Origin of the sequence: Mycobacterium bohemicum DSM 44277, from assembly GCF_001053185.1 — a bacterium.
Classification (GTDB): domain Bacteria; phylum Actinomycetota; class Actinomycetes; order Mycobacteriales; family Mycobacteriaceae; genus Mycobacterium; species Mycobacterium bohemicum.
Window position 1 is genome coordinate 335,820 of the sequence record NZ_CSTD01000001.1, and the last position, 18,223, is coordinate 354,042.

15 protein-coding genes and 7 pseudogenes are annotated in these 18,223 nt (G+C 69.3%); 13 read left to right on the forward strand and 9 right to left on the reverse strand.

What is annotated here, in order from left to right; all coding sequences use genetic code 11:
• Nucleotides 1–21: 21 nt before the first annotated feature.
• Nucleotides 22–1,128 (forward strand): branched-chain amino acid aminotransferase, encoded by a 1,107-nt coding sequence (locus BN971_RS01640; protein WP_085182280.1) that lies wholly within the window; start codon nucleotides 22–24, stop codon nucleotides 1,126–1,128.
• A gap of 88 nt (nucleotides 1,129–1,216) precedes the next feature.
• On the opposite strand, the gene BN971_RS01645 is transcribed toward BN971_RS01640, so the two are convergent.
• Together BN971_RS01645 and BN971_RS01650 are read right to left on the reverse strand one after the other, a co-directional pair.
• Nucleotides 1,217–1,957, reverse strand: a complete 741-nt coding sequence (locus BN971_RS01645) for an adenosylcobinamide-GDP ribazoletransferase (RefSeq protein ID WP_085182281.1) — start codon at nucleotides 1,955–1,957, stop codon at nucleotides 1,217–1,219.
• Nucleotides 1,954–2,082, reverse strand: a pseudogene (locus BN971_RS01650) (nicotinate-nucleotide--dimethylbenzimidazole phosphoribosyltransferase); the annotation flags it as partial. The pseudogene BN971_RS01650 and the gene BN971_RS01645, both read right to left, overlap by 4 nt.
• 209 nt (nucleotides 2,083–2,291) lie before the next feature.
• Between BN971_RS01650 and BN971_RS01655 the strand changes: the two are divergent.
• Nucleotides 2,292–3,266, forward strand: a complete 975-nt coding sequence (locus BN971_RS01655; RefSeq protein WP_085182287.1) for a carbohydrate kinase family protein — start codon at nucleotides 2,292–2,294, stop codon at nucleotides 3,264–3,266.
• A 93-nt stretch (nucleotides 3,267–3,359) separates the two neighbouring features.
• Here the strand turns inward: BN971_RS01655 and asnB are convergent, their stop codons facing one another.
• Nucleotides 3,360–5,330: an asparagine synthase (glutamine-hydrolyzing) gene (gene asnB, locus BN971_RS01660; RefSeq protein WP_085182288.1), complete on the reverse strand. Its 1,971-nt coding sequence runs from the start codon at nucleotides 5,328–5,330 to the stop codon at nucleotides 3,360–3,362.
• A 122-nt stretch (nucleotides 5,331–5,452) separates the two neighbouring features.
• Between asnB and ctaC the strand changes: the two genes are divergently transcribed.
• From ctaC to BN971_RS25480, 3 genes and pseudogenes are all read left to right on the forward strand, one after another.
• The gene (ctaC, locus tag BN971_RS01665; protein ID WP_085182289.1) at nucleotides 5,453–6,523 is read left to right on the forward strand and encodes an aa3-type cytochrome oxidase subunit II; all 1,071 of its coding nucleotides are present in this window, start codon (nucleotides 5,453–5,455) and stop codon (nucleotides 6,521–6,523) included.
• A 23-nt stretch (nucleotides 6,524–6,546) separates the two neighbouring features.
• Nucleotides 6,547–6,966 carry a cytochrome c oxidase subunit 4 gene (locus tag BN971_RS01670; RefSeq protein ID WP_085182290.1) on the forward strand — a complete coding sequence of 140 codons (420 nt, stop codon included), beginning with the start codon at nucleotides 6,547–6,549 and terminating at the stop codon, nucleotides 6,964–6,966.
• A gap of 181 nt (nucleotides 6,967–7,147) precedes the next feature.
• Nucleotides 7,148–7,696 (forward strand): annotated as a pseudogene (locus BN971_RS25480) (MmpS family transport accessory protein); the annotation flags it as partial.
• Here BN971_RS25480 and qcrB read toward each other — a convergent pair.
• The 4 genes and pseudogenes from qcrB to ctaE all read right to left on the reverse strand — a co-directional run.
• A pseudogene (gene qcrB / locus BN971_RS01680) lies at nucleotides 7,668–8,672 on the reverse strand (cytochrome bc1 complex cytochrome b subunit); the annotation flags it as partial. The pseudogenes BN971_RS25480 and qcrB sit on opposite strands and share 29 nt — an antisense overlap.
• The gene (gene qcrA, locus BN971_RS01685) at nucleotides 8,669–9,877 is read right to left on the reverse strand and encodes a cytochrome bc1 complex Rieske iron-sulfur subunit (protein WP_085178776.1); all 1,209 of its coding nucleotides are present in this window, start codon (nucleotides 9,875–9,877) and stop codon (nucleotides 8,669–8,671) included. The gene qcrA and the pseudogene qcrB, both read right to left, overlap by 4 nt.
• The gene (qcrC, locus tag BN971_RS01690; protein ID WP_372511984.1) at nucleotides 9,874–10,737 is read right to left on the reverse strand and encodes a cytochrome bc1 complex diheme cytochrome c subunit; all 864 of its coding nucleotides are present in this window, start codon (nucleotides 10,735–10,737) and stop codon (nucleotides 9,874–9,876) included. The genes qcrA and qcrC overlap by 4 nt, the downstream gene beginning before the upstream one ends.
• Before the next feature lie 40 nt (nucleotides 10,738–10,777).
• A complete protein-coding gene (ctaE, locus tag BN971_RS01695) occupies nucleotides 10,778–11,389 on the reverse strand; it encodes an aa3-type cytochrome oxidase subunit III (RefSeq protein WP_085178770.1) in 612 nt (203 codons plus the stop codon).
• A 104-nt stretch (nucleotides 11,390–11,493) separates the two neighbouring features.
• Between ctaE and BN971_RS26535 the strand changes: the two are divergent.
• Nucleotides 11,494–11,838 (forward strand): annotated as a pseudogene (locus tag BN971_RS26535) (anthranilate phosphoribosyltransferase); the annotation flags it as partial.
• On the opposite strand, the pseudogene BN971_RS25490 reads toward BN971_RS26535, so the two are convergent.
• A pseudogene (locus BN971_RS25490) lies at nucleotides 11,784–12,116 on the reverse strand (exonuclease domain-containing protein); the annotation flags it as partial. The pseudogenes BN971_RS26535 and BN971_RS25490 overlap by 55 nt on opposite strands.
• A 161-nt stretch (nucleotides 12,117–12,277) precedes the next feature.
• Here BN971_RS25490 and BN971_RS01705 point away from each other — a divergent pair.
• A complete protein-coding gene (locus BN971_RS01705) occupies nucleotides 12,278–12,517 on the forward strand; it encodes a hypothetical protein (protein WP_245836440.1) in 240 nt (79 codons plus the stop codon).
• Nucleotides 12,518–12,703: 186 nt separating this feature from the next.
• Nucleotides 12,704–13,393, forward strand: a pseudogene (locus BN971_RS25495) (peptidoglycan hydrolase RipC); the annotation flags it as partial.
• Here BN971_RS25495 and BN971_RS01715 read toward each other — a convergent pair.
• Nucleotides 13,366–14,682 (reverse strand): annotated as a pseudogene (locus BN971_RS01715) (AMP-dependent synthetase/ligase); the annotation flags it as partial. The pseudogenes BN971_RS25495 and BN971_RS01715 overlap by 28 nt on opposite strands.
• Nucleotides 14,683–14,809: 127 nt before the next feature.
• Here BN971_RS01715 and BN971_RS01720 point away from each other — a divergent pair.
• The 5 genes from BN971_RS01720 to BN971_RS01740 all read left to right on the forward strand — a co-directional run bounded on the left by BN971_RS01720 (nucleotide 14,810) and on the right by BN971_RS01740 (nucleotide 18,221).
• Nucleotides 14,810–15,199, forward strand: coding sequence for a polyketide cyclase / dehydrase and lipid transport (locus BN971_RS01720; protein WP_085178763.1), 390 nt, complete (start codon nucleotides 14,810–14,812; stop codon nucleotides 15,197–15,199).
• A 104-nt stretch (nucleotides 15,200–15,303) separates the two neighbouring features.
• Nucleotides 15,304–15,741, forward strand: coding sequence for an SRPBCC family protein (locus tag BN971_RS01725; RefSeq protein WP_085178762.1), 438 nt, complete (start codon nucleotides 15,304–15,306; stop codon nucleotides 15,739–15,741).
• The gene (locus BN971_RS01730; RefSeq protein ID WP_085178761.1) at nucleotides 15,734–17,005 is read left to right on the forward strand and encodes an ArsA family ATPase; all 1,272 of its coding nucleotides are present in this window, start codon (nucleotides 15,734–15,736) and stop codon (nucleotides 17,003–17,005) included. The genes BN971_RS01725 and BN971_RS01730 overlap by 8 nt, the downstream gene beginning before the upstream one ends.
• Nucleotides 17,002–17,406: a hypothetical protein gene (locus tag BN971_RS01735; RefSeq protein WP_085178773.1), complete on the forward strand. Its 405-nt coding sequence runs from the start codon at nucleotides 17,002–17,004 to the stop codon at nucleotides 17,404–17,406. The genes BN971_RS01730 and BN971_RS01735 overlap by 4 nt, the downstream gene beginning before the upstream one ends.
• 86 nt (nucleotides 17,407–17,492) lie before the next feature.
• Nucleotides 17,493–18,221, forward strand: coding sequence for a lysophospholipid acyltransferase family protein (locus BN971_RS01740; protein WP_085178760.1), 729 nt, complete (start codon nucleotides 17,493–17,495; stop codon nucleotides 18,219–18,221).
• Nucleotides 18,222–18,223: the final 2 nt, after the last annotated feature.

Below are 18,223 nucleotides of genomic sequence, written 5' to 3' on the forward strand. Positions count from 1 at the left end.
CCGCCAGATACAATCAGCGCCATGACGACCGGCTCACTGGAGTTCACGGTTACACACGCGTCCAATCCGGCGACCGACGCGGAACGTGAATCCATTTTGGCGGAGCCGGGTTTCGGCAAGTACTTCACCGACCACATGGTGTCGATCGACTACGACGAGGGCCAGGGTTGGCACGACGCCCGTGTCATCCCGTACGGACCGATCGAGCTGGATCCCTCGGCGATCGTGCTGCACTACGCGCAGGAGATCTTCGAGGGGCTCAAGGCTTACCGGTGGGCGGACGGCTCGATCGTGTCGTTCCGGGCCGAGGCCAACGCGGCGAGGATGCGGTCGTCGGCGCGGCGGCTCGCGATGCCCGAGCTGTCCGACGAGCTGTTCATGGGCTCGCTGTGTCAGCTGGTCGCTGTCGACAAGGCCTGGGTGCCTGCCGCCGGCGGTGAAGAGGCGCTGTACCTGCGGCCGTTCATGATCGCCACCGAGCCCGGGCTCGGGGTGCGGCCGTCGAAGCGGTATCGCTACTTGCTCATCGCCTCGCCGGCGGGCGCGTACTTCAAGGGCGGCATCAACCCCGTGACGGTGTGGGTTTCGACGGAGTACGTGCGGGCCAGCCCGGGCGGGACCGGCGCCGCCAAGTTCGGGGGCAACTACGCCGCCTCGCTGGTGGCCCAGGCCGAGGCCGCCGAGCACGAATGCGACCAGGTGGTGTGGCTCGACGCCGTCGAACGGCGCTTCGTCGAGGAGATGGGCGGGATGAACATCTTCTTCGTGTTCGGCAGCGGCGGCTCGGCCCGGCTGGTCACCCCGGAGCTGTCGGGCTCGCTGCTGCCCGGCATCACCCGAGACTCGTTGCTGCAGTTGGCAATCGATGCCGGATTCAATGTCGAGGAACGCAAGATCGACGTCGACGAGTGGCAGAAGAAGGCCGCCGCCGGCGAGATCACCGAGGTGTTCGCCTGCGGCACCGCCGCCGTCATCACCCCCGTCGCGCGAGTGAAGTACGGCGACAGCGAATTCACCGTCGCCGACGGGCAGCCCGGTGAGGTGACGATGGCGTTGCGCGACACGCTCACCGGCATCCAGCGCGGGACCTTCGCCGACACCCACGGCTGGATGGCCCGGCTGGGCTAGCTGTAACTCTTCGCCGAGCGTGAAGCCAGCTTCACGTTGGCGCTCGAGCGTGAAGCCAGCTTCACGTTCGAGGAGGGCGCTCGACCGCTCAGAGCCGCACCAATGCCGCCAGCGCCACCGCGCTGACCGTCGTGGTGAGTTCGATCGCGGCACCCAGCACGTCACCGGTGATGCCGCCGAACCGCCGCACGCAGTGAGACACCAGGCCGGCGCCGCAGCACAGCGCCAGCAGCACCGCGAGCGGGCCCTGCCACGGCAGCGGTCCGACGGGCACCGAAACGGCGGCCAGCGCCACGACCCAGGCCACCACCACCGGCGCGGGCTGGCTGCCGGCCACCTGGGCGCCCAGCGCGCTACCCTCGGCAGCCGGCACGGACCGCCGGCAGGCCAGCACCGCGGCGACCCGGCCCGCGGCCACCGCGACGACGATCGCCGCGGTGCCCAGCGCTGAAAAGGCCAGCCCCTGCAACAGGATCACCAGCACCACGGCCGCCACGCCGAAAGGCCCGGTGGAGCCATCGCGCATCACCGCCAGGGCCCGCTCCCGCGGCCCGTAACAGCCCAGCCCGTCGGCCGTGTCGGCGACACCGTCGATGTGCAGGCCACGGGTCGCGAGCAGCAGCGCCGTCACCGCCAGCAGGCCGGGCAGGGCGCTGGCCGGCCCGAACGCGTGAGCACCGCCCCACGTCACTGCCGCGGCCAGCGCGCCCAGGGCGGCGCCCGCCAGCGGCAGCGCGGTCATGGCTCCCCGGCCCATCGCCGAGTTCGCCGCACGCGGCACCGGCAGCACCGTCGCGAACGCGAAAGCGGTTGCCAGCGAGCGGATCACGAGGTCGACCGGGGCGACACGCCGGCCTCGGCGAACGTCGCCATGGACGAGAGCGCGGCCACCGCGGCGCGCAGCACCGGCAGGGCTAGCGCGGCGCCGGTTCCCTCGCCCAGTCGCATGCCGAGGAAGGCCCCCAGACAGTCTCATTCGGCGGGTGCGGACCGGCCATCGAGTTTCTCCTATGGTGGTAGACGGGACCACGAGCGGTAAAACGTCCGCGGTGGGTCCCACCCCCTGCGTTGCTCGGGTCTTGCTAGGCAGGCTAGCGCACCGGTTTTTGGCCCATGCCGCGTTGCGTAAGATAGGCAGCCTTACTAAGAAGGGTGAAGAATTCGTGACGATCGCGGTGACAGGTTCGATTGCAACCGACCATCTGATGCGGTTTCCCGGCCGGTTTTCCGAGCAACTCCTGCCCGAGCACCTGCAGAAGGTTTCGCTCAGCTTCCTGGTCGATGACCTGGTCATTCATCGCGGCGGCGTCGCGGGCAACATCGCTTTCGCGATCGGGGTGCTGGGCGGCGACGTCGCGCTGGTCGGGGCGGCCGGCGACGACTTCGGCGGGTATCGCGACTGGCTGCAGTCCCACGGCGTCAACTGCGATCACGTCCTGGTCTCCGACAGCGCGCACACCGCCCGCTTCACCTGCACCACCGACGTCGACATGGCCCAGATCGCGTCGTTCTACCCCGGCGCCATGTCGGAGGCCCGCAACATCAAGCTCGCCGACGTGGTCTCGGCCATCGGGACGCCGGAGCTGGTGATCATCGGGGCGAACGACCCCGACGCCATGCGGGTGCACACCGAGGAGTGCCGCAAGCTCGGCCTGCCCTTCGCCGCCGACCCGTCCCAGCAGCTGGCCCGGCTGTCCGGCGAGGAGATCCGCACGCTCGTCGACGGCGCCAAGTACCTGTTCACCAACGACTACGAGTGGGACCTGATGCTGTCCAAGACCGGCTGGACGGACGCCGACGTGATGGCCCAGGTCGAGCTACGGGTGACGACGCTGGGCCCCAAGGGCGTCGACATCGTCGAGCCCGACGGCACCACCACCCACGTCGACGTGGTGCCCGAGACCAGCCAGACCGACCCCACCGGGGTCGGCGACGCCTTCCGCGCCGGGTTCCTGACCGGGCGCAGCGCGGGCCTGAGCCTCGAGCGGTCCGCGCAGCTCGGCTCGCTGGTCGCCGTGCTGGTGCTGGAGTCGACCGGCACCCAGGAGTGGGCGTGGGACCACGAGGTCGCGGCGACCCGGCTCGCCGGCGCCTACGGCGAGGACGCGGCCGCCGAGATCACCGCCGTGCTGGCCTAGTTCGCCGAGCAGACGCGTCCGCCCGGCGACCAGACGCAGAATCGCACTGCGCGAGCTCTCCGCGTGCGATTCTGCGTCTGCTCGCGGTAAACCCTAGAGCTGCACGGGGTACACGGGCTCGCTGATCTGCGGCACCACGCTGCCCTCGACGAAGATCGCGTGCCAGAGCATGAAGATGAGCACCGTCCAGAGCCGGCGGCTGTGGTCGCTGACCCCGTTGCGGTGCTCGTCGAGCATGCGGCGCACGGTGTCCAGGTCCACCAGGTGACCGGCCTGCGAGGACGCCACCAGGCCGTAGGCCCACTCCAGCAGCTCGCCGGCGCGCAGCCAGTGCCGGATGGGAACGGGGAACCCCAGCTTGGGCCGGTGCAGCACATGCGCGGGAACGATGGGTTCCAGCGCGCGACGCAGGGCGTATTTCGTGGTGGTCCGGGTGATCTTGGCGTCCACGGGCAGCCGCGAGGCCACCGCGAACACCTCGGGGTCCAGGAACGGCACCCGCAGTTCCAGCGAGTTGGCCATCGTCATCTTGTCGGCCTTGACCAGGATGTCGCCGCGCAACCAGGTGAACAGGTCGACGTGCTGCATGCGGGCCACCGGATCCCAGCCGGCCGACTCGGCGTAGATCGACGCCGTCACGTCGGTGTGCGTCCAGTCGTCGCGGAACCCGGGCAGCACATCGCGCAGCTGGGCGTCGGAGAAGCTGCGGGCGTTGCCGTAGTAGCGCTCCTCGAGCGTCAGCGACCCGCGGTGCAGCAGGCTCTTGCCGCGCAGGCCCTCCGGCAGCGGCTTGGACACCTTGCCCATCGACCGGCGTACCGGACGCGGAAGGTAGTCAAAGGGCTTCAGCGACAAGGGTTCCCGGTAGATGGTGTAGCCGCCGAACAGCTCGTCGGCGCCCTCGCCGGACAGCACCACCTTGACATGCTTGCGGGCCTCGCGGGCGACGAAGAACAACGGCACGAGCGCGGGGTCGGCGACGGGTTCGTCGAGGTACCAGACGATCTCGGGCAGCGCGGCGACGAACTCGTCGGGGTGGACCACCTTGGCGATGTGGCGGGCCCCGATGGCCTCCGCCGATGCCACCGCCACGTCGATCTCGGAGAAGCCCTCCCGCTCGAAGCCGGTGGTGAACGTGATCAGCCGGGGGTTGTGCCGGATGGCCAGCGCCGCGATGGCCGTGGAGTCGATGCCGCCGGACAGGAACGCCCCGACCGTGACGTCGGCGCGCATGTGCTTGGCCACCGAATCCTCGAGCACCGCGGTGATCTCGTCGTAGCGGGCCTGTTCGGTGTCGCGGGTGATCGGCGTGGCGGCGAAGCGCGGCACGAAGTAGCGGGTGACCTCCGGCGGCCGTCCGGGCCGGATGCGGGCGTAGCTGCCCGATTCCAGCCGGCGCACGCCGCGGTGCAGCGTCTCGGGCTCCGGCACGTACTGCAGGACGGTGTAGTGCTGCACGGCACGGTCATCGATGCCGGTGTCGAATCCGACCAGCCCGGCGATGTCCAGCAGGCACTTCTTCTCGCTGGCCACCGCGGTCCCGCCGGTGCCGGTGGCCATGAACAGCGGCTTGATGCCGAAAGGGTCACGCGCACAGAATAATTCGCGTGCAACGGTGTCCCACAGCGCGAACGCGAACATGCCGCGCAGCCGCGTGAGCACCCCGGTGCCCCAGTGGTGGTAGCCGGCGACGATCGTTTCGCCGTCACCCTCGGTGGCGAAGACGGCGCCGTGCTCGGCGGCCAGCTCGTCGCGCAGCTCGAGGTAGTTGTAGATCTCGCCGTTGAACACCAGCACGTACCGGTCCGGCGCCTCCGGCGGCCCCCAGCGCAACGGCTGGTGCGAGTGCGCGATGTCGATGATGGACAGCCGGTTGAAGCCGAACACCACGCTTTCCGCGGCCCCGCCCGCGCCGGGGTCGGTCCACGTGCCCGGCTCGTCGGGGCCGCGGTGGCGCATCAGGTGCGACGCCCGGGCTACGGCATCCGCGGCCCCGGCGGTGTCGTCGGTTCCGGCCGGGTCGCCGCCGGCCGGTGCCGCGACGAAAGCCAGCAGACCACACACGGCGCCCCAGTATGCCGCACTTGGGCGGCGCGCGTGGGCCCGCCGGGCCGGGGTTTCGTCGCCCGGCTCAACGGCGTGGTCTACGCTGCGTAGTATTCGATGTCCGAGCAGGAGGCGCCAACGTGACACCTCGCGAGCAGGTCCGTTCGCAACGTATGTCGCAGGGCAACCGTCGTCTGGCCCGTCGTCTGCGGCCCCTGGCGCTGGCCGGGACGCTGGGCCTGCTGGCGCTGACCCTGAGCGGATGCAGCTGGTCGGAAGTGCTCGGCATGGGCTGGCCGAAGGGCGTCACCCCGCAGGCCCACTGGAACCGGGAACTGTGGATCGGCGCGGTGATCGCCTCGCTCGTCGTCGGCGTCGTCGTGTGGGGGCTGATGTTCTGGACGTCCGCCTTCCACCGCAAGAAGGCGACCGACACGGAGCTGCCCAGGCAGTTCGGCTACAACATGCCGCTCGAACTCGTGCTGACGGTGACGCCGTTCCTCATCATCTCGGTGCTCTTCTACTTCACCGTGGTGGTGCAGGAGAAGATGTTGCACCTCGACAAGGACCCCGAGGTCACCATCGACGTGACGGCCTTCCAGTGGAACTGGAAGTTCGGCTACGAGCAGGTCCACTTCAAGGACGGCACGATCAGCTACGACGGCGCCGACCCCGCCCGCAAAGCGGCCATGGTGTCCAAGCCTGAGGGCAAGGACGCCCACGGCGAGGAGCGGGTGGGTGCGGTCCGCGGCCGCAACACCTCCGACCGCAGCTACCTGTACTACGACAAGATCGAGACGCTCGGCACGCAGACCGAGATCCCGGTGTTGGTGCTGCCCACCGGCAAGCGGATCCAGTTCCGGCTGGAGTCCGCCGACGTCGTGCACAATTTCTGGGTGCCGGAATTCCTGTTCAAGCGCGACGTGATCCCCGACGCCGAGGCGAACAACTCCGTCAACGTCTTCCAGGTCGACGAGATCAACCGGCCGGGCGCGTTCGTCGGGCACTGCGCCGAGTTCTGCGGCACCTACCACTCGATGATGAACTTCGAGGTCCGGGCCGTGCCGCCCAACGACTTCAAGGCCTACTTGCAGCAGCGGATGAATGGCAAGACCAACGCAGAGGCGCTGCAGGCCATCGCCCAGCCGCCGCTGGCGGTGACCACCCACCCGTTCGACACCCGCCGCGGCGAATTGACCCAGAGCCAGTAGTAGGCACTAGGTGAGGACTTCCAATGCACATTGAAGCCAGGCTCTTCGAATTCGTCGCGGCGTTCTTCGTCTTCGCGGCGGTGCTTTACGGGGTGCTGACCGCCCTGTTCGCCACCGGCGGCGAGGAGTGGGCCGGCACCACCGCACTGGCGCTGACCGCCGGCCTGGCGTTGATCGTGGGCACCTTCTTCCGGTTCGTCGCGCGCCGCATCGACACCCGGCCCGAGGACTACGAGGGTGCCGAGATCAGCGACGGCGCAGGGGAGTTGGGCTTCTTCAGTCCGCACAGCTGGTGGCCGATCCTCGTCGCCCTGTCGGCCTCGGTGGCCGCGGTGGGCATCGCGCTGTGGCTGCCGTGGCTGATCGCCGCCGGCGTCGTGTTCGTCCTGGCCTCGGCCGGCGGGCTGGTCTTCGAGTACTACATCGGGCCCGAAAAGCACTGACGCGCGCGTCGAAGGTCACAATCCGGCCACCAGTTGCTCCGCGGGCCTTCGCCGGCGCTTCATTGCCGACACGGTTCGGTAGGGTTTGCCCAGGCACCATGAGAATTTCCCAGTCGCGCGCGCAACGGTGTAGCCGCGAAGCCCCGCGCGCTGGTGAGGCAGTTGGACAGGGCAGGCAAAGATGAGCGGGCCGAATCCCCCCGAATGGGATCCCGAAGACTCCGAACCCGTCGGCGAGCCCACCGCCGAACCGGAGCACGGCGCAGCGGCCGAGCACGGCCTGGAACCGTTCGACGACAGCGCCGAAATCCCGGCGGCCGACCAGACCGGGCAGACGGACGCCTATTCGCGGGCGTACTCGGCCCCGGAGGCCGAGCATTTCGTCACCGGGCCCTACGTCCCGGCCGATCTCAGGCTCTACGACTACGACGTGTACGACGAGTCGGCCGATCCCGACGAGGAACGCGGCGCCCCGCGCTGGCCGTGGGTGGTCGGGGTGGCCGCCATCGTGGCCGCGATCGCCCTGGTGGTCTCGGTGTCGCTGCTGGTGGCCCGCACCGACACCACCAAGCTCGCCAACCCGGGCACCACCACCGCCACGACCGCGTCGACGCCGCCGATGCAGGACGAGATCACCACCACCAAGCCGCCGCCGCCCCCGCCCCCGCCACCCCCGCCCACCACCGAGACCCCGACAGCGACGGAGACCCAGACCGTGACGGTGACGCCCTCCACATCATGTAGAAGTCGGGCTGCGAGCCGGCCGAGACGTGGGACGGCTTGTAGGGGCCCAGGTTCCAGATCGGGTTGATCTGCAGCAGCCCGCCCATCAGGCCGAGCACGCCGACGATCGCCGCGAAGAACGCGCCGGACTTGACCGCGAAGATCGGCATGACCCGCACGCCGACCACGTTGTGCTCGGTGCGCCCCGGCCCGGGGAACTGGGTGTGCTTCTGAAACCACACCATGCCCAGGTGCAGCCCGATGAGGGCCAGGATGATCCCCGGCAGCAGCAGGATGTGCAGCGCGTACATGCGCGGGATGATGTAGCCCGCGCTGGCGCATTCGTATCCCACGCCGCCGCAAGGGAAGTCGCCGCCGAACAGCGCCCAGTGCAGCCAGCTGCCGATCACCGGCATGCCCAGCGTGATCGAGGACAGGGACGCCCGGATCCCGATGCCCGAGAGCAGGTCGTCGGGCAGCGAGTAGCCGAAGAAGCCCTCGAACATCGCCAGGATCAGCAGCAGCGAGCCGATCACCCAGTTGGCCTCACGCGGCCGCCGGAACGCGCCGGTGAAGAAGATGCGCGCCAGGTGGACCATGATCGACGCGGCGAACAGCAGGGCGGCCCAGTGGTGGACCTGCCGCACGAACAGGCCGCCGCGCACCTCGAACGAGATGTCCAGGGTGGAGGCGAACGCCTTGGACATGTCGACCCCGCGCAGCGGTTGGTAGACGCCGTTGTAGGTGACCTCCGCCATGGACGGGTCGAAGAACAGCGACAGGTACACGCCGGTGAGCAGCAGCACGATGAAGCTGTACATCGCGATCTCGCCGAGCAGGAACGACCAGTGCGTCGGGAAGACCTTGTTCAGCTGCCTGCGGACCGCGGCCGACGGGTGGTAGCGGGTGTCGACGTCCTCGCCCTGGCGGGCCAGGATTTCACCGATCGGCGGTGGCTTGGGCAGGCTCAGGTTCGGACTCATGATGTCGTGCGCTCCCAGAATGCCGGTCCGACGGGCTCGACGAAGTCGCCGTTGGCGACCAGATACCCGTTGGTGTCGATGGTGATGGGAAGTTGTGCCAACGCACGGGCCGCCGGGCCGAAGATCGGCTTGGCGAAGTGCAGCGCGTCGAACTGCGATTGGTGACACGGGCACAAGATTCGATAGGACTGCTCCTCGTACAGCGAGGCGGGGCAGCCCAGGTGCGAGCAGACCTTGGTGTAGGCGAACAGCTCACCGAAGTTGAAGCTCTCCTGGCCCTGCCGCTTGACCACGCGGGGCATGTCGGTGGGCCGGATCCGGATGAGCATCACGGGGTTTCGCACACCCTGGTTGATCGCCCGGAGCTTTTCCTGCGACTCCGGCGTGGTCCCGTCACCGTCGGACTCCCGCCAGGGGAAGACCGTCTCCATCCCGCCGGCGTCGATGTCCTCGGGGCGCATCTTGATGAACGGCGAGTTCGTGGCCGAGCCGGTGGCGCGCGCGAGGTAGATCGTCTCGCCCTTGTAGCGCGGGGTCCAGCCGGACGTCCACAGCACGGCCTTCATCCCGTCTGCGGTGGGCACCACCCGCTTCCACGGGTTCTTGATCAGCCCCCCGGCAAACGCCACCAAGGTGGACAGCCCGAACGCGCCCAGGCCCACGCCCAGCGACAGCCCGATCAGCTTGCGCCGCCTGATCGTGGAACCGTCGAGGGCGTCGGTCAGGTTCGCCACCACGGTCTTGCGGTCGATCTCGCGGGACGCGCCGTCGTGGCGCTCCTGAATCGAAATCTCTTCGGGGATGAAGCGTTTCTGGAACAGGATGGTGCCGATCGCGATCGACAGGATCGACAGCCCGAACGTCAGCCCGTACAGCGGGGTGGCCAGCGTGTAGAACCAGCTGCCCGCCGCGTCCTTGGGCTTGTACTCCCACGGCCAGAACAGGAAGATCAGCAGCAGCGCCAGCCCGAAGAACCCGCCGAGCAAAAGCCACCGCGCCACCGAGCGCTCGGCGCGCTTCTCGGCCCGGGTGCCCTCAACCGGCCAGCGCGGGAGCTTGGCGACGGTCTCGACCCCGTCGAGCCGGCCGCCCAGCGCGACGAGCTCGTCGGTCGACATCGCGGCCAGCGCCGCCTGGTCGGGTTCGTGGGATGCGCCGGCACCCTTGTCGGTGTCGGAGCCGCGAACCGTGTCTGAGTCGCTCATGATGCGCGTGCCCCAATCCACAGTGCCAGCCCGATGGCGGCGACCATCCCGATGATCCAGGCGGCCATGCCCTCGGGTGCCGGTCCCAATCCGCCGAGGCCGTAGCCGCCCGGTTGACGCGCTTCGGTGACGGCCTTGACGTAGCCGATGATGTCCTTCTTGGATTCCAGCGACAGCTGCCGGTCGGAGAACTTCGGCATGCTCTGCGGGCCGGTCCGCATCGCCGCGAGGATCTGCTGCTCGTTGGCGGGCTCCAGGTTCGGCGCGTACTTACCGGACGACAGCGCGCCGCCCTTGCCGGTGAAGTTGTGGCACGACGAGCAGTTCAGGCGGAACAGGTCCCCGCCCCGGCCCAGGTCCTCGCCGCGCAGCGACCGCATCGCGAGGCTGCCGTCGGGATTGCGCTCGACGGTCGGGCCGCCGCCGTTGGCCTGCACGTACGCGCCGAGGGCGTCGACCTGGGACTCGTCGAAGATCGGCTCCTTGCGGGGCGCCTGGGCCTCGCCGCGCATGGCGGGCATCCGGCCGGTCGACACCTGGAAGTAGACCGCCTCCTCGCCGACCCCGATCAGGCTGGGTCCGTGGTCGGGCACGCCCTGCAGGTTGGCGCCGTGGCACGACACGCACGAGGTGTCGAACAGCTGCTTGCCGGTGCGCAGCATCGCCGAGCCGGACTCGTCGGCGACGGCCACCTGCGGCCTGGGTGTCAGGACGGCCGCCAGCCCACCGGCGACGGTGAGCGCGATCAGCAGCAGCAGGCCACCGGACAGCCGGCGGCGCAGACGCCGCCGCGACCGGTCGTTGCGCGGGCTGCTCGTGGCCGGCTTGCGACCGGATCTGATGGATCCCAGTTTCTTCAACCCAGCACTCCTGTTCCTTCTCGTATTCGGAGCCGCCGGCTCAACGGATGAAATAGATCACGGTGAACAGCGCGATCCACACGATGTCGACGAAATGCCAGTAGTAGGAGACGACGATGCTGGCCGTCGCCTGCGCCGGGGTGAACTTCGTCATCGCGGTGCGGGCCAGCAGGAAGATGAAGGCGATCAGGCCGCCGGTGACGTGCAGGCCGTGAAACCCGGTGGCCAGGTAGAAGACGCTGCCGTACGCGCTCCCGGCGATCGTCGTCCCGTGCGTGGCCAGGTGGTAGTACTCGTAGGCCTGGCCGAGGACGAAGAACAGGCCCATCAGGAACGTGATGACGTACCAGCGGCGCAGGCCGAAGACGTCGCCGCGCTCGGCGGCGAACACGCCCATCTGGCAGGTGAACGACGACGCGATCAGCACCAAAGTCACCGGGACGGCCTGATACAGGTTCAGCTCGGTCGGGGGCGGCGGCCACTTCCCGCCGGACTGCGCCCGCGCGGTGAAATACATCGCGAACAGGCCAGCAAAGAACATCAGCTCGCTAGACAGCCAGACTATGGTGCCGACACTGACCATGTTCGGGCGATTCAGCGAATGCACCCGTGACGTGATCGCAGTACCCGAGGTCCCTACAGCGCTGGTCACATCCGCAAGTATGACGCTTTGTAGTTGTCGAACTCTACCCGGGTGGCCAATTCGCTTCTGTGGTGTCGCTTTCAGCCGGTTGGGCCGCGTGGGACCATCGGCGCGTGGCTGTGTCGTCTGAGGCGTCGACGGTGGGCGGGGCCCCCGGCCCGGCCCACTCGTGGCCGCGGGTCCTGGCGCGGTTGATGGGCGGCCGGGAACTGGAGCGGGGTCAGGCGGCGTGGGCGATGGACCAGGTCATGACCGGCAACGCCCAGCCGGCCCAGATCGCGGCGTTCGCGGTGGCGCTGCAGATGAAGGTGCCGACCGCGGCCGAGATCGGCGAGCTGGCCGAGGTGATGCTGAGCCACGCGCGCACGCTGCCGGCCGGCGCGATCCCCGACGACGCCGTCGACATCGGCAGCACCGCGTCGATGGTCGGCGCGTCCCGGACCATCGCCGTGGTGATGCCGGTCAACTGCACGATCTGCGGTGGGATGTTGCGCCGGGGGTCGACCAGGGTGGCGAACTCGCCGAGGACGGCCCCGCCGCGCACCTTGACCGCCCCGATCTCGGTGATGGCGTCGGGCACCACACCGTCGGCGCCCTTCGTCCGACCGCCGGTGGTCTCCAGATCGACCACCACAAAGGTGGTTTCGCGCAGCGAGACGTCGTCGGGCGCGAAGGCCTCGCCGGCGGGCGAACCCGCATAGGCGAAACTCAGCTGAGCCGTGCCGCCTGCACCCATGGCCGAGACGTTAGGGATGCCGACCGACACCCGCGGGTTCCCACGCCGGGTCGCGCCGCCCCGGTCGCCGATCGCGGGCGGCGGACGTTGTCGGTGTGCGCGGTTAGCGTGTGGGCACCGGCGCCGCCGCGCTCCGAACCGCACCGAGAGGAACCATCGCCATGGGACCAAGCAGGACACCTGACGCCCCCGAGGGCAGCGCTCCGGTGGTGATCGACTGCGACGACTGCGCGGTGCGCGGCCCCGGCTGCCGCGACTGTGTGATCAGCGTGCTGCTCGGGGTGCCGGAGACGCTGCTGCACGACGAACGCGCGGCGCTGGAAGTGCTCGCCGAGGCGGGGTTGGCGCCGAAACTGCGCCTCGTGCCGATTCGGCGCGATTTGGATTCCGGTGTAGCCTAATCGCCTTGTGCCCCAATGAAGTTATGCCCCAACCACGCTGAGCGCCTTCACAGAGAAATGACAGAAATCTATCCAATTTCTTAATCGTCCGCTTTGGACAAAGGCCGATATCGTTTCGTAACCTGTTTGAGACCTAAACCCAGCTCGACGCTACGCCCGTCGAACGGCCGTTTGAGGAAGCAAATCTTGACGCTCGTTTCTAAGTACCCGATCGCGCGTGCCCTGACACGTTCCCTCGTAGGTACGGTGGCGGGCTTGACCGTCTTCTCCGCCGTATTCGCCGCCCACGCGACGGGCGACCCGGCCGAGGACGCGCTCGCGAAGCTCACCGCGCTGTCCCGCCAGGCGGAGCAGACCTCCGAGGCCATGCACAGCGCGGAGCTCGACCTGGGCGCAAAGCTGGCCGCCCAGCGCGCCGCCGACCAGAGGCACGCGGACGACCAGGCCGCCGCCGACGCGGCGAAGGCTCGCCTGGCCTCCTTCCAGGGCTCGGTCAACAAGCTGGCGGCGGCGACCTACATGGGTGGCAGCGTCGACGGGATGCAGGCCATCCTGACCGCGGGCTCGCCCCAGGGGCTGATCGACCAGCTGGCGGTGCAGCGGGTGATGGCCACGCAGATGTCCAAGCAGATGACCAGCTTCCGGTTGGCGGGCGAGCAGGCCGCCCAGGCCGAGCGGGAGTCCGCCAAGTCCGCCGCCGACGCCAAGACCGCCGCAGAGCAGGCCGCCGCGGTCCGCGCGGCGCTGCAGGCCAAGCAGAGCCAACTGCAGGTGCAGATCGCCGTCGTCAAGTCGCAATACGTCGCCCTGACGCCCCAGCAGCGCACCGCCCTGGCCGACCCCGGGCAGCCGTCGGAGAACGCCTCGGCGGTGGCCTGCTCGTTGTGCCAGTAGCCGGTGAACACCACACCGCCGCGCAGCAGCAGCTCGCCGTCCTGGCCGATGCGAATGCTGTTGCCCGGCACCAGCGTTCCGACGGTCCCGATCCGGACGTGGCCGACCTGGTTGACCGTGATCGCCGCGCTGGTCTCGGTCAGCCCGTAGCCCTCGTGGATGGTGACCCCGGCGCCGCGGTAGAAGTGGCCCAGCCGCGCGCCCAGCGGCGCGCCCCCGGAGACCGACGCCCGGCACTCGCCGCCCAGCGCCGCGCGCAGCCTCTTGTAGACCAGCCGGTCGAAGAGCGCGTGCCGGGCGCGCAGCAGCGGCCCGGGCTTGCCGTGCTCGTAGGCCTGGCTCCACTGCACCGCGGTCTGCGCGGCGAGCGTGAAGATCCGCCCCTTGCCGTCGTTGGCGGCGTTCTGCTCGGCGGTGTTGTAGACCTTCTCGAACACCCGCGGCACCGACACCACCACCGTCGGCTTGAACACCGCGAGGATCGGCAGCAGGTTCTTGATGTCGCTGGTGAACCCGACCGTCACCTTGTTGGCGAAGGCGCCCAGGGTCAGCGCCCGGGCCAGCACGTGGGCCAGCGGCAGGAAAACCAGCAGCCGCTGCCCCTCGTCCAGCAGCGTGGGCAGGCACTCCTTGGTCCCGCGGATCTCGTAGAGCAGATTGGAATGGGTGAGCTGGCAGCCCTTGGGCCGGCCGGTGGTGCCCGACGTGTAGATCAGCGTCGCGGGGTGCTCGGCGCGCAGCGCCTCCAGCCGGCCGGTCAGCTCCGCCGGGTCGACCGTCGCCCCGGCTTCCATCAGCTGGTCGAGCGCCTTGGGCCCGGACCCGTCGATGTGCAGCACGCGGCGCAGGGCCGGCAACTCGGCGGTCAGTTCGGTGACCATGGCGGCTTGGGCGTCGGTCTCGGCGAACGCGAGCACCGCCTCGGAGTCCTGCAGCACCCAGCGCACCTGCTCAGCCGAGGACGTCTCGTAGATCGGCACGGTGACCGCGCCCACGGACAGGATCGCCAGGTCGAGGATCGCCCACTCGTAGCGGGTGGCCGAGAAGATCGACACCCGGTCGCCCGCCTGCGCCCCCATCGAGATCAAACCCAATGCGGCGGAACGGATTTGGCTTGCGGCCTCGGCGCAGGTGACATCGGTCCACGCGCCGTCGACCAGGCGCCGGTAGATGGGGTAGCCGGGGTCTTCGCGCTCGTGTGCGTAGACCATGGCGGCGACGCTGTCGTGCTCACCGACGGTGAAATGGGCCGGCACACTGTACTCACGCACTTGATGACCTCGTTCGACTGGGACGTTCCCGACACCCGGGTTGTCGTTGTCCAGCGTAATCGGGGTCGCCGCCCACGACGCCCGCCCTCTCGCGGAGACCCGGGCATCGGTATGTGAAGCTGGTGCGGTGAACAGCATCCAGATCGCCGACGAGACGTTCGTCGCCGCCTCCGGCGCGAGCGTGGGTGCGGCGGTCGCCGATCCGTCGAGCTGGCGGCGCTGGTGGCCGGACCTGCGGCTGCAGGTGGTCGAGGACCGCGGCGACAAGGGGATCCGCTGGACGGTCACCGGCGCGCTGACCGGCACCATGGAGGTCTGGCTCGAACCGTCGCTGGACGGCGTCGTGCTGCATTACTTCCTGCACGCCGAGCCGACGGGGGTGGCGGCCTGGCAGCTGGCGAAGCTGAACTTGGCGAAGATGACGCACCGCCGTCGGGTGGCGGGCAAGAAAATGGCCTTCGAGGTCAAGACGACGCTGGAACGCCTCCGTCCGGTGGGGCTTTCTCCGGTACTTTAGCCGGGGGCGGTCGGCGCGGAGAGTACCTTTGCGACCGGAGGCGCGGGGCTAGTTGCGCAGAGCACCGGGATCGACCCGCCGGCGTGAGAAGGGGCATTAACCAGGTGGCGGAGAAGACGACGCAGACGATCTACATCGAAGCCGACCCGGCCACCGTGATGAGGGTGATCGCCGACATCGATTCGTATCCGGAGTGGATCTCGGAGTACAAGGAAGCCGAAGTCAAGGAGAGCGACGCCGACGGCTACCCCAAGGTCGCCCGGTTCGTCCTCGACGCCGCCGTTCTCAAGGACACCATGGTGATGTCCTACCAGTGGCCCGCCGATCGCCAATCGGTCAGCTGGACGCTGACCTCCGGCTCGCTGCTGAGGTCCCTGGAAGGCTCATATCGGTTGGTGCCCAAGGGATCCGGCACCGAGGTCACCTATGAACTGTCGGTGGATCTCGCCGTCCCGATGCTTGGGCTGCTCAAGCGCAAGGCCGAGCGCCGGCTGACCGACACCGCGTTGAAGGATCTGAAGAAACGAGTCGAGGCTGAGTGAATCCGGTGGATCCGGGTCGCCGACCGCGGCCCGGATCAGTCTGTTCGTCGGTAAGGGTGGGGTAGGGAAGTCGACGTTGGCGTGCGCCACCGCGGTCAGCGCGGCCGGCGCGGGGCAGCGGGTGCTGGTGGTGTCCACCGACCAGGCGCACTCACTGGGTGACGTGCTGGGCGTCCCGGTCCCGCCCAGCGGTCAGGGCGAACCGGTCCGCGTGCTGGCCGACCTGGAAACCGAGGCGGGCGGCGGCTTTCTCGATGCGCTGGCGCTGGACACCCTGGCCCTGCTGGAGAACCGGTGGCATGGCGTGGTCGACGCGGTGGGTCGCCAGCTTCCCGAATCCGAACTGAACACTGTTGCACCACAAGAGCTTTCAGCGCTTCCCGGCGTTCAGGAGCTGCTGGGCTTGCATGCGGTCGGCGAGCTGGCGGCCTCCGGGCGGTGGGACCGCATCGTGGTCGACTGCGCCTCGACCGCGGACGCGCTGCGGATGCTGACGCTGCCGTCCACCGTCGGGCTGTACGTCGAGCGGGCATGGCCGCGCCATCGCCGGCTCTCCGGCGGCGACGACGCCCGCTCGGCACCGCTGGTGGAACTGGCCGAGCGCATCAGCGCCGGCGTCGAGGGCCTCGGCGCGCTGCTCACCGACGGGGAGCTCGTCGGCGCTCACCTGGTGCTGACCCCCGAGCGCGTGGTCGCCGCGGAGGCGGTGCGCACGCTGGGTTCGCTGGCGCTGATGGGGGTCCGGGTCGAGGAGCTGATCGTCAATCAGGTTCTCACCGAAGACGAGTCCTACGAGTACCACAACCTGCCCGACCACCCGGCCTTCGACTGGTACGCCGCGCGCATCGCCGAACAGCGAGCCGTGCTCGACGAGCTCGACGCCGTCATCGGCGACGTGGCGATGGTGTTGACCGCGCACCTGTCCGGCGAACCGATCGGCCCGAAGGCGCTCAGCGCGCTGCTCGACGGCGCCCGGCGCCGGGGTGGGGCGCCGCCGCCGGGACCGCTGCGTCCGGTCGTGGACCTCGAATCCGGGTCCGGGCTTGGGTCGATCTACCGGTTGCGGCTAGCGTTGCCCCAACTCGATCCCGAAACGCTGACGCTCGGCCGCGTCGACGACGACCTGATCGTCAGCTCCGGCGGGCTGCGCCGCAGGGTGCGGTTGGCGTCGGTGCTGCGCCGTTGCACGGTGGTGGACGCGAACCTTCGGGGTAGCGAGCTGACGATTCGTTTTCGACCGGATCCGGAGGTGTGGCCTACATGACCGGGGCGCATTCCGACATCGGTCCCGAACTGCGCAGGCTGGCCCAGGCGATCCTGGACGGTGTCGACCCCGCCGTGCGCGCGGCGGCCGCGCTGACGGCCGGCGCCGGACCGGGGACCGGCAAGTGCCAGCAGGTGTGGTGCCCGGTCTGCGCCCTGGCCGCGCTGGCGAGCGGCGAGGAGCACCCGTTGCTCACCGTGATCGCCGACCACGGCGTCGCCCTGCTGGACGTCGTCCGCGGCATCGTCAGCGACATCAACAACGCCGGCGCGAACCCGCCCGAGCCGCCACCGCCACCCGAGGACGGGCCGCCCGGCGGCGACGGCCCCCCGGCCGGCGGCCAGGCCCCGACGGGTGCGGGCACCCTGTACCAGCCCATCCCGATCGTCGTCGAGGAGTGACGCGGCCGGGGCCGAAGGTGGTCCCGTCTGCCGCGGATCGGTACAGTTGGCGCAAAGCGCAGCGGGCGCGGGCGAGAGGGAGGGCCATGTGGTATTGGCTATTCAAGTACATCCTGCTGGGCCCGCCGCTCGCGCTGCTTGCGCGGCCGAAAGTCGAAGGGCTCGAACATGTTCCGAGCTCCGGCCCGGCGATACTGGCCAGTAACCACCTCGCTGTCATGGACAGCTTCTACCTGCCGTTGGTGGTGCGCCGCCGCATCACGTTCCTGGCGAAGGCCGAGTACTTCACCGGCACCGGGATCAAGGGCAGGTTCCTCGCCTGGTTCTACACCGCCGTCGGTCAGGTGCCGATCGACCGCACCAACGCCGACGCCGCGCAGGCCGCCCTCGAGACCGCCGAACGGCTGCTGGGCCAGGGCAAGCTGCTGGGGATGTACCCCGAGGGCACCCGCTCGCCCGACGGGCGGCTGTACAAGGGCAAGACCGGCCTGGCGCGGCTGGCCCTGCACAGCGGCGTTCCGGTGATCCCCGTGGCGATGATCGGCACGAACGTGGTCAACCCCCCGGGCAGCAAGATGCTGCGCTTCGGGCGGGTGACGGTCCGCTTCGGCACGCCGATGGACTTCTCCCGTTTCGAGGGTCTGGCCGGCAACCGCTTCATCGAGCGCGCCGTCACCGACGAGGTGATCTACGAGCTGATGCGGCTGTCGGGCCAGGAGTACGTCGACATCTACGCCGCGAGCATCAAGGAGAACCGCAACGGGTCCGCGCCCGCCGGCGAGGCGGAGCGGATTCCCGAAACCGCGGCCGGTTAAGC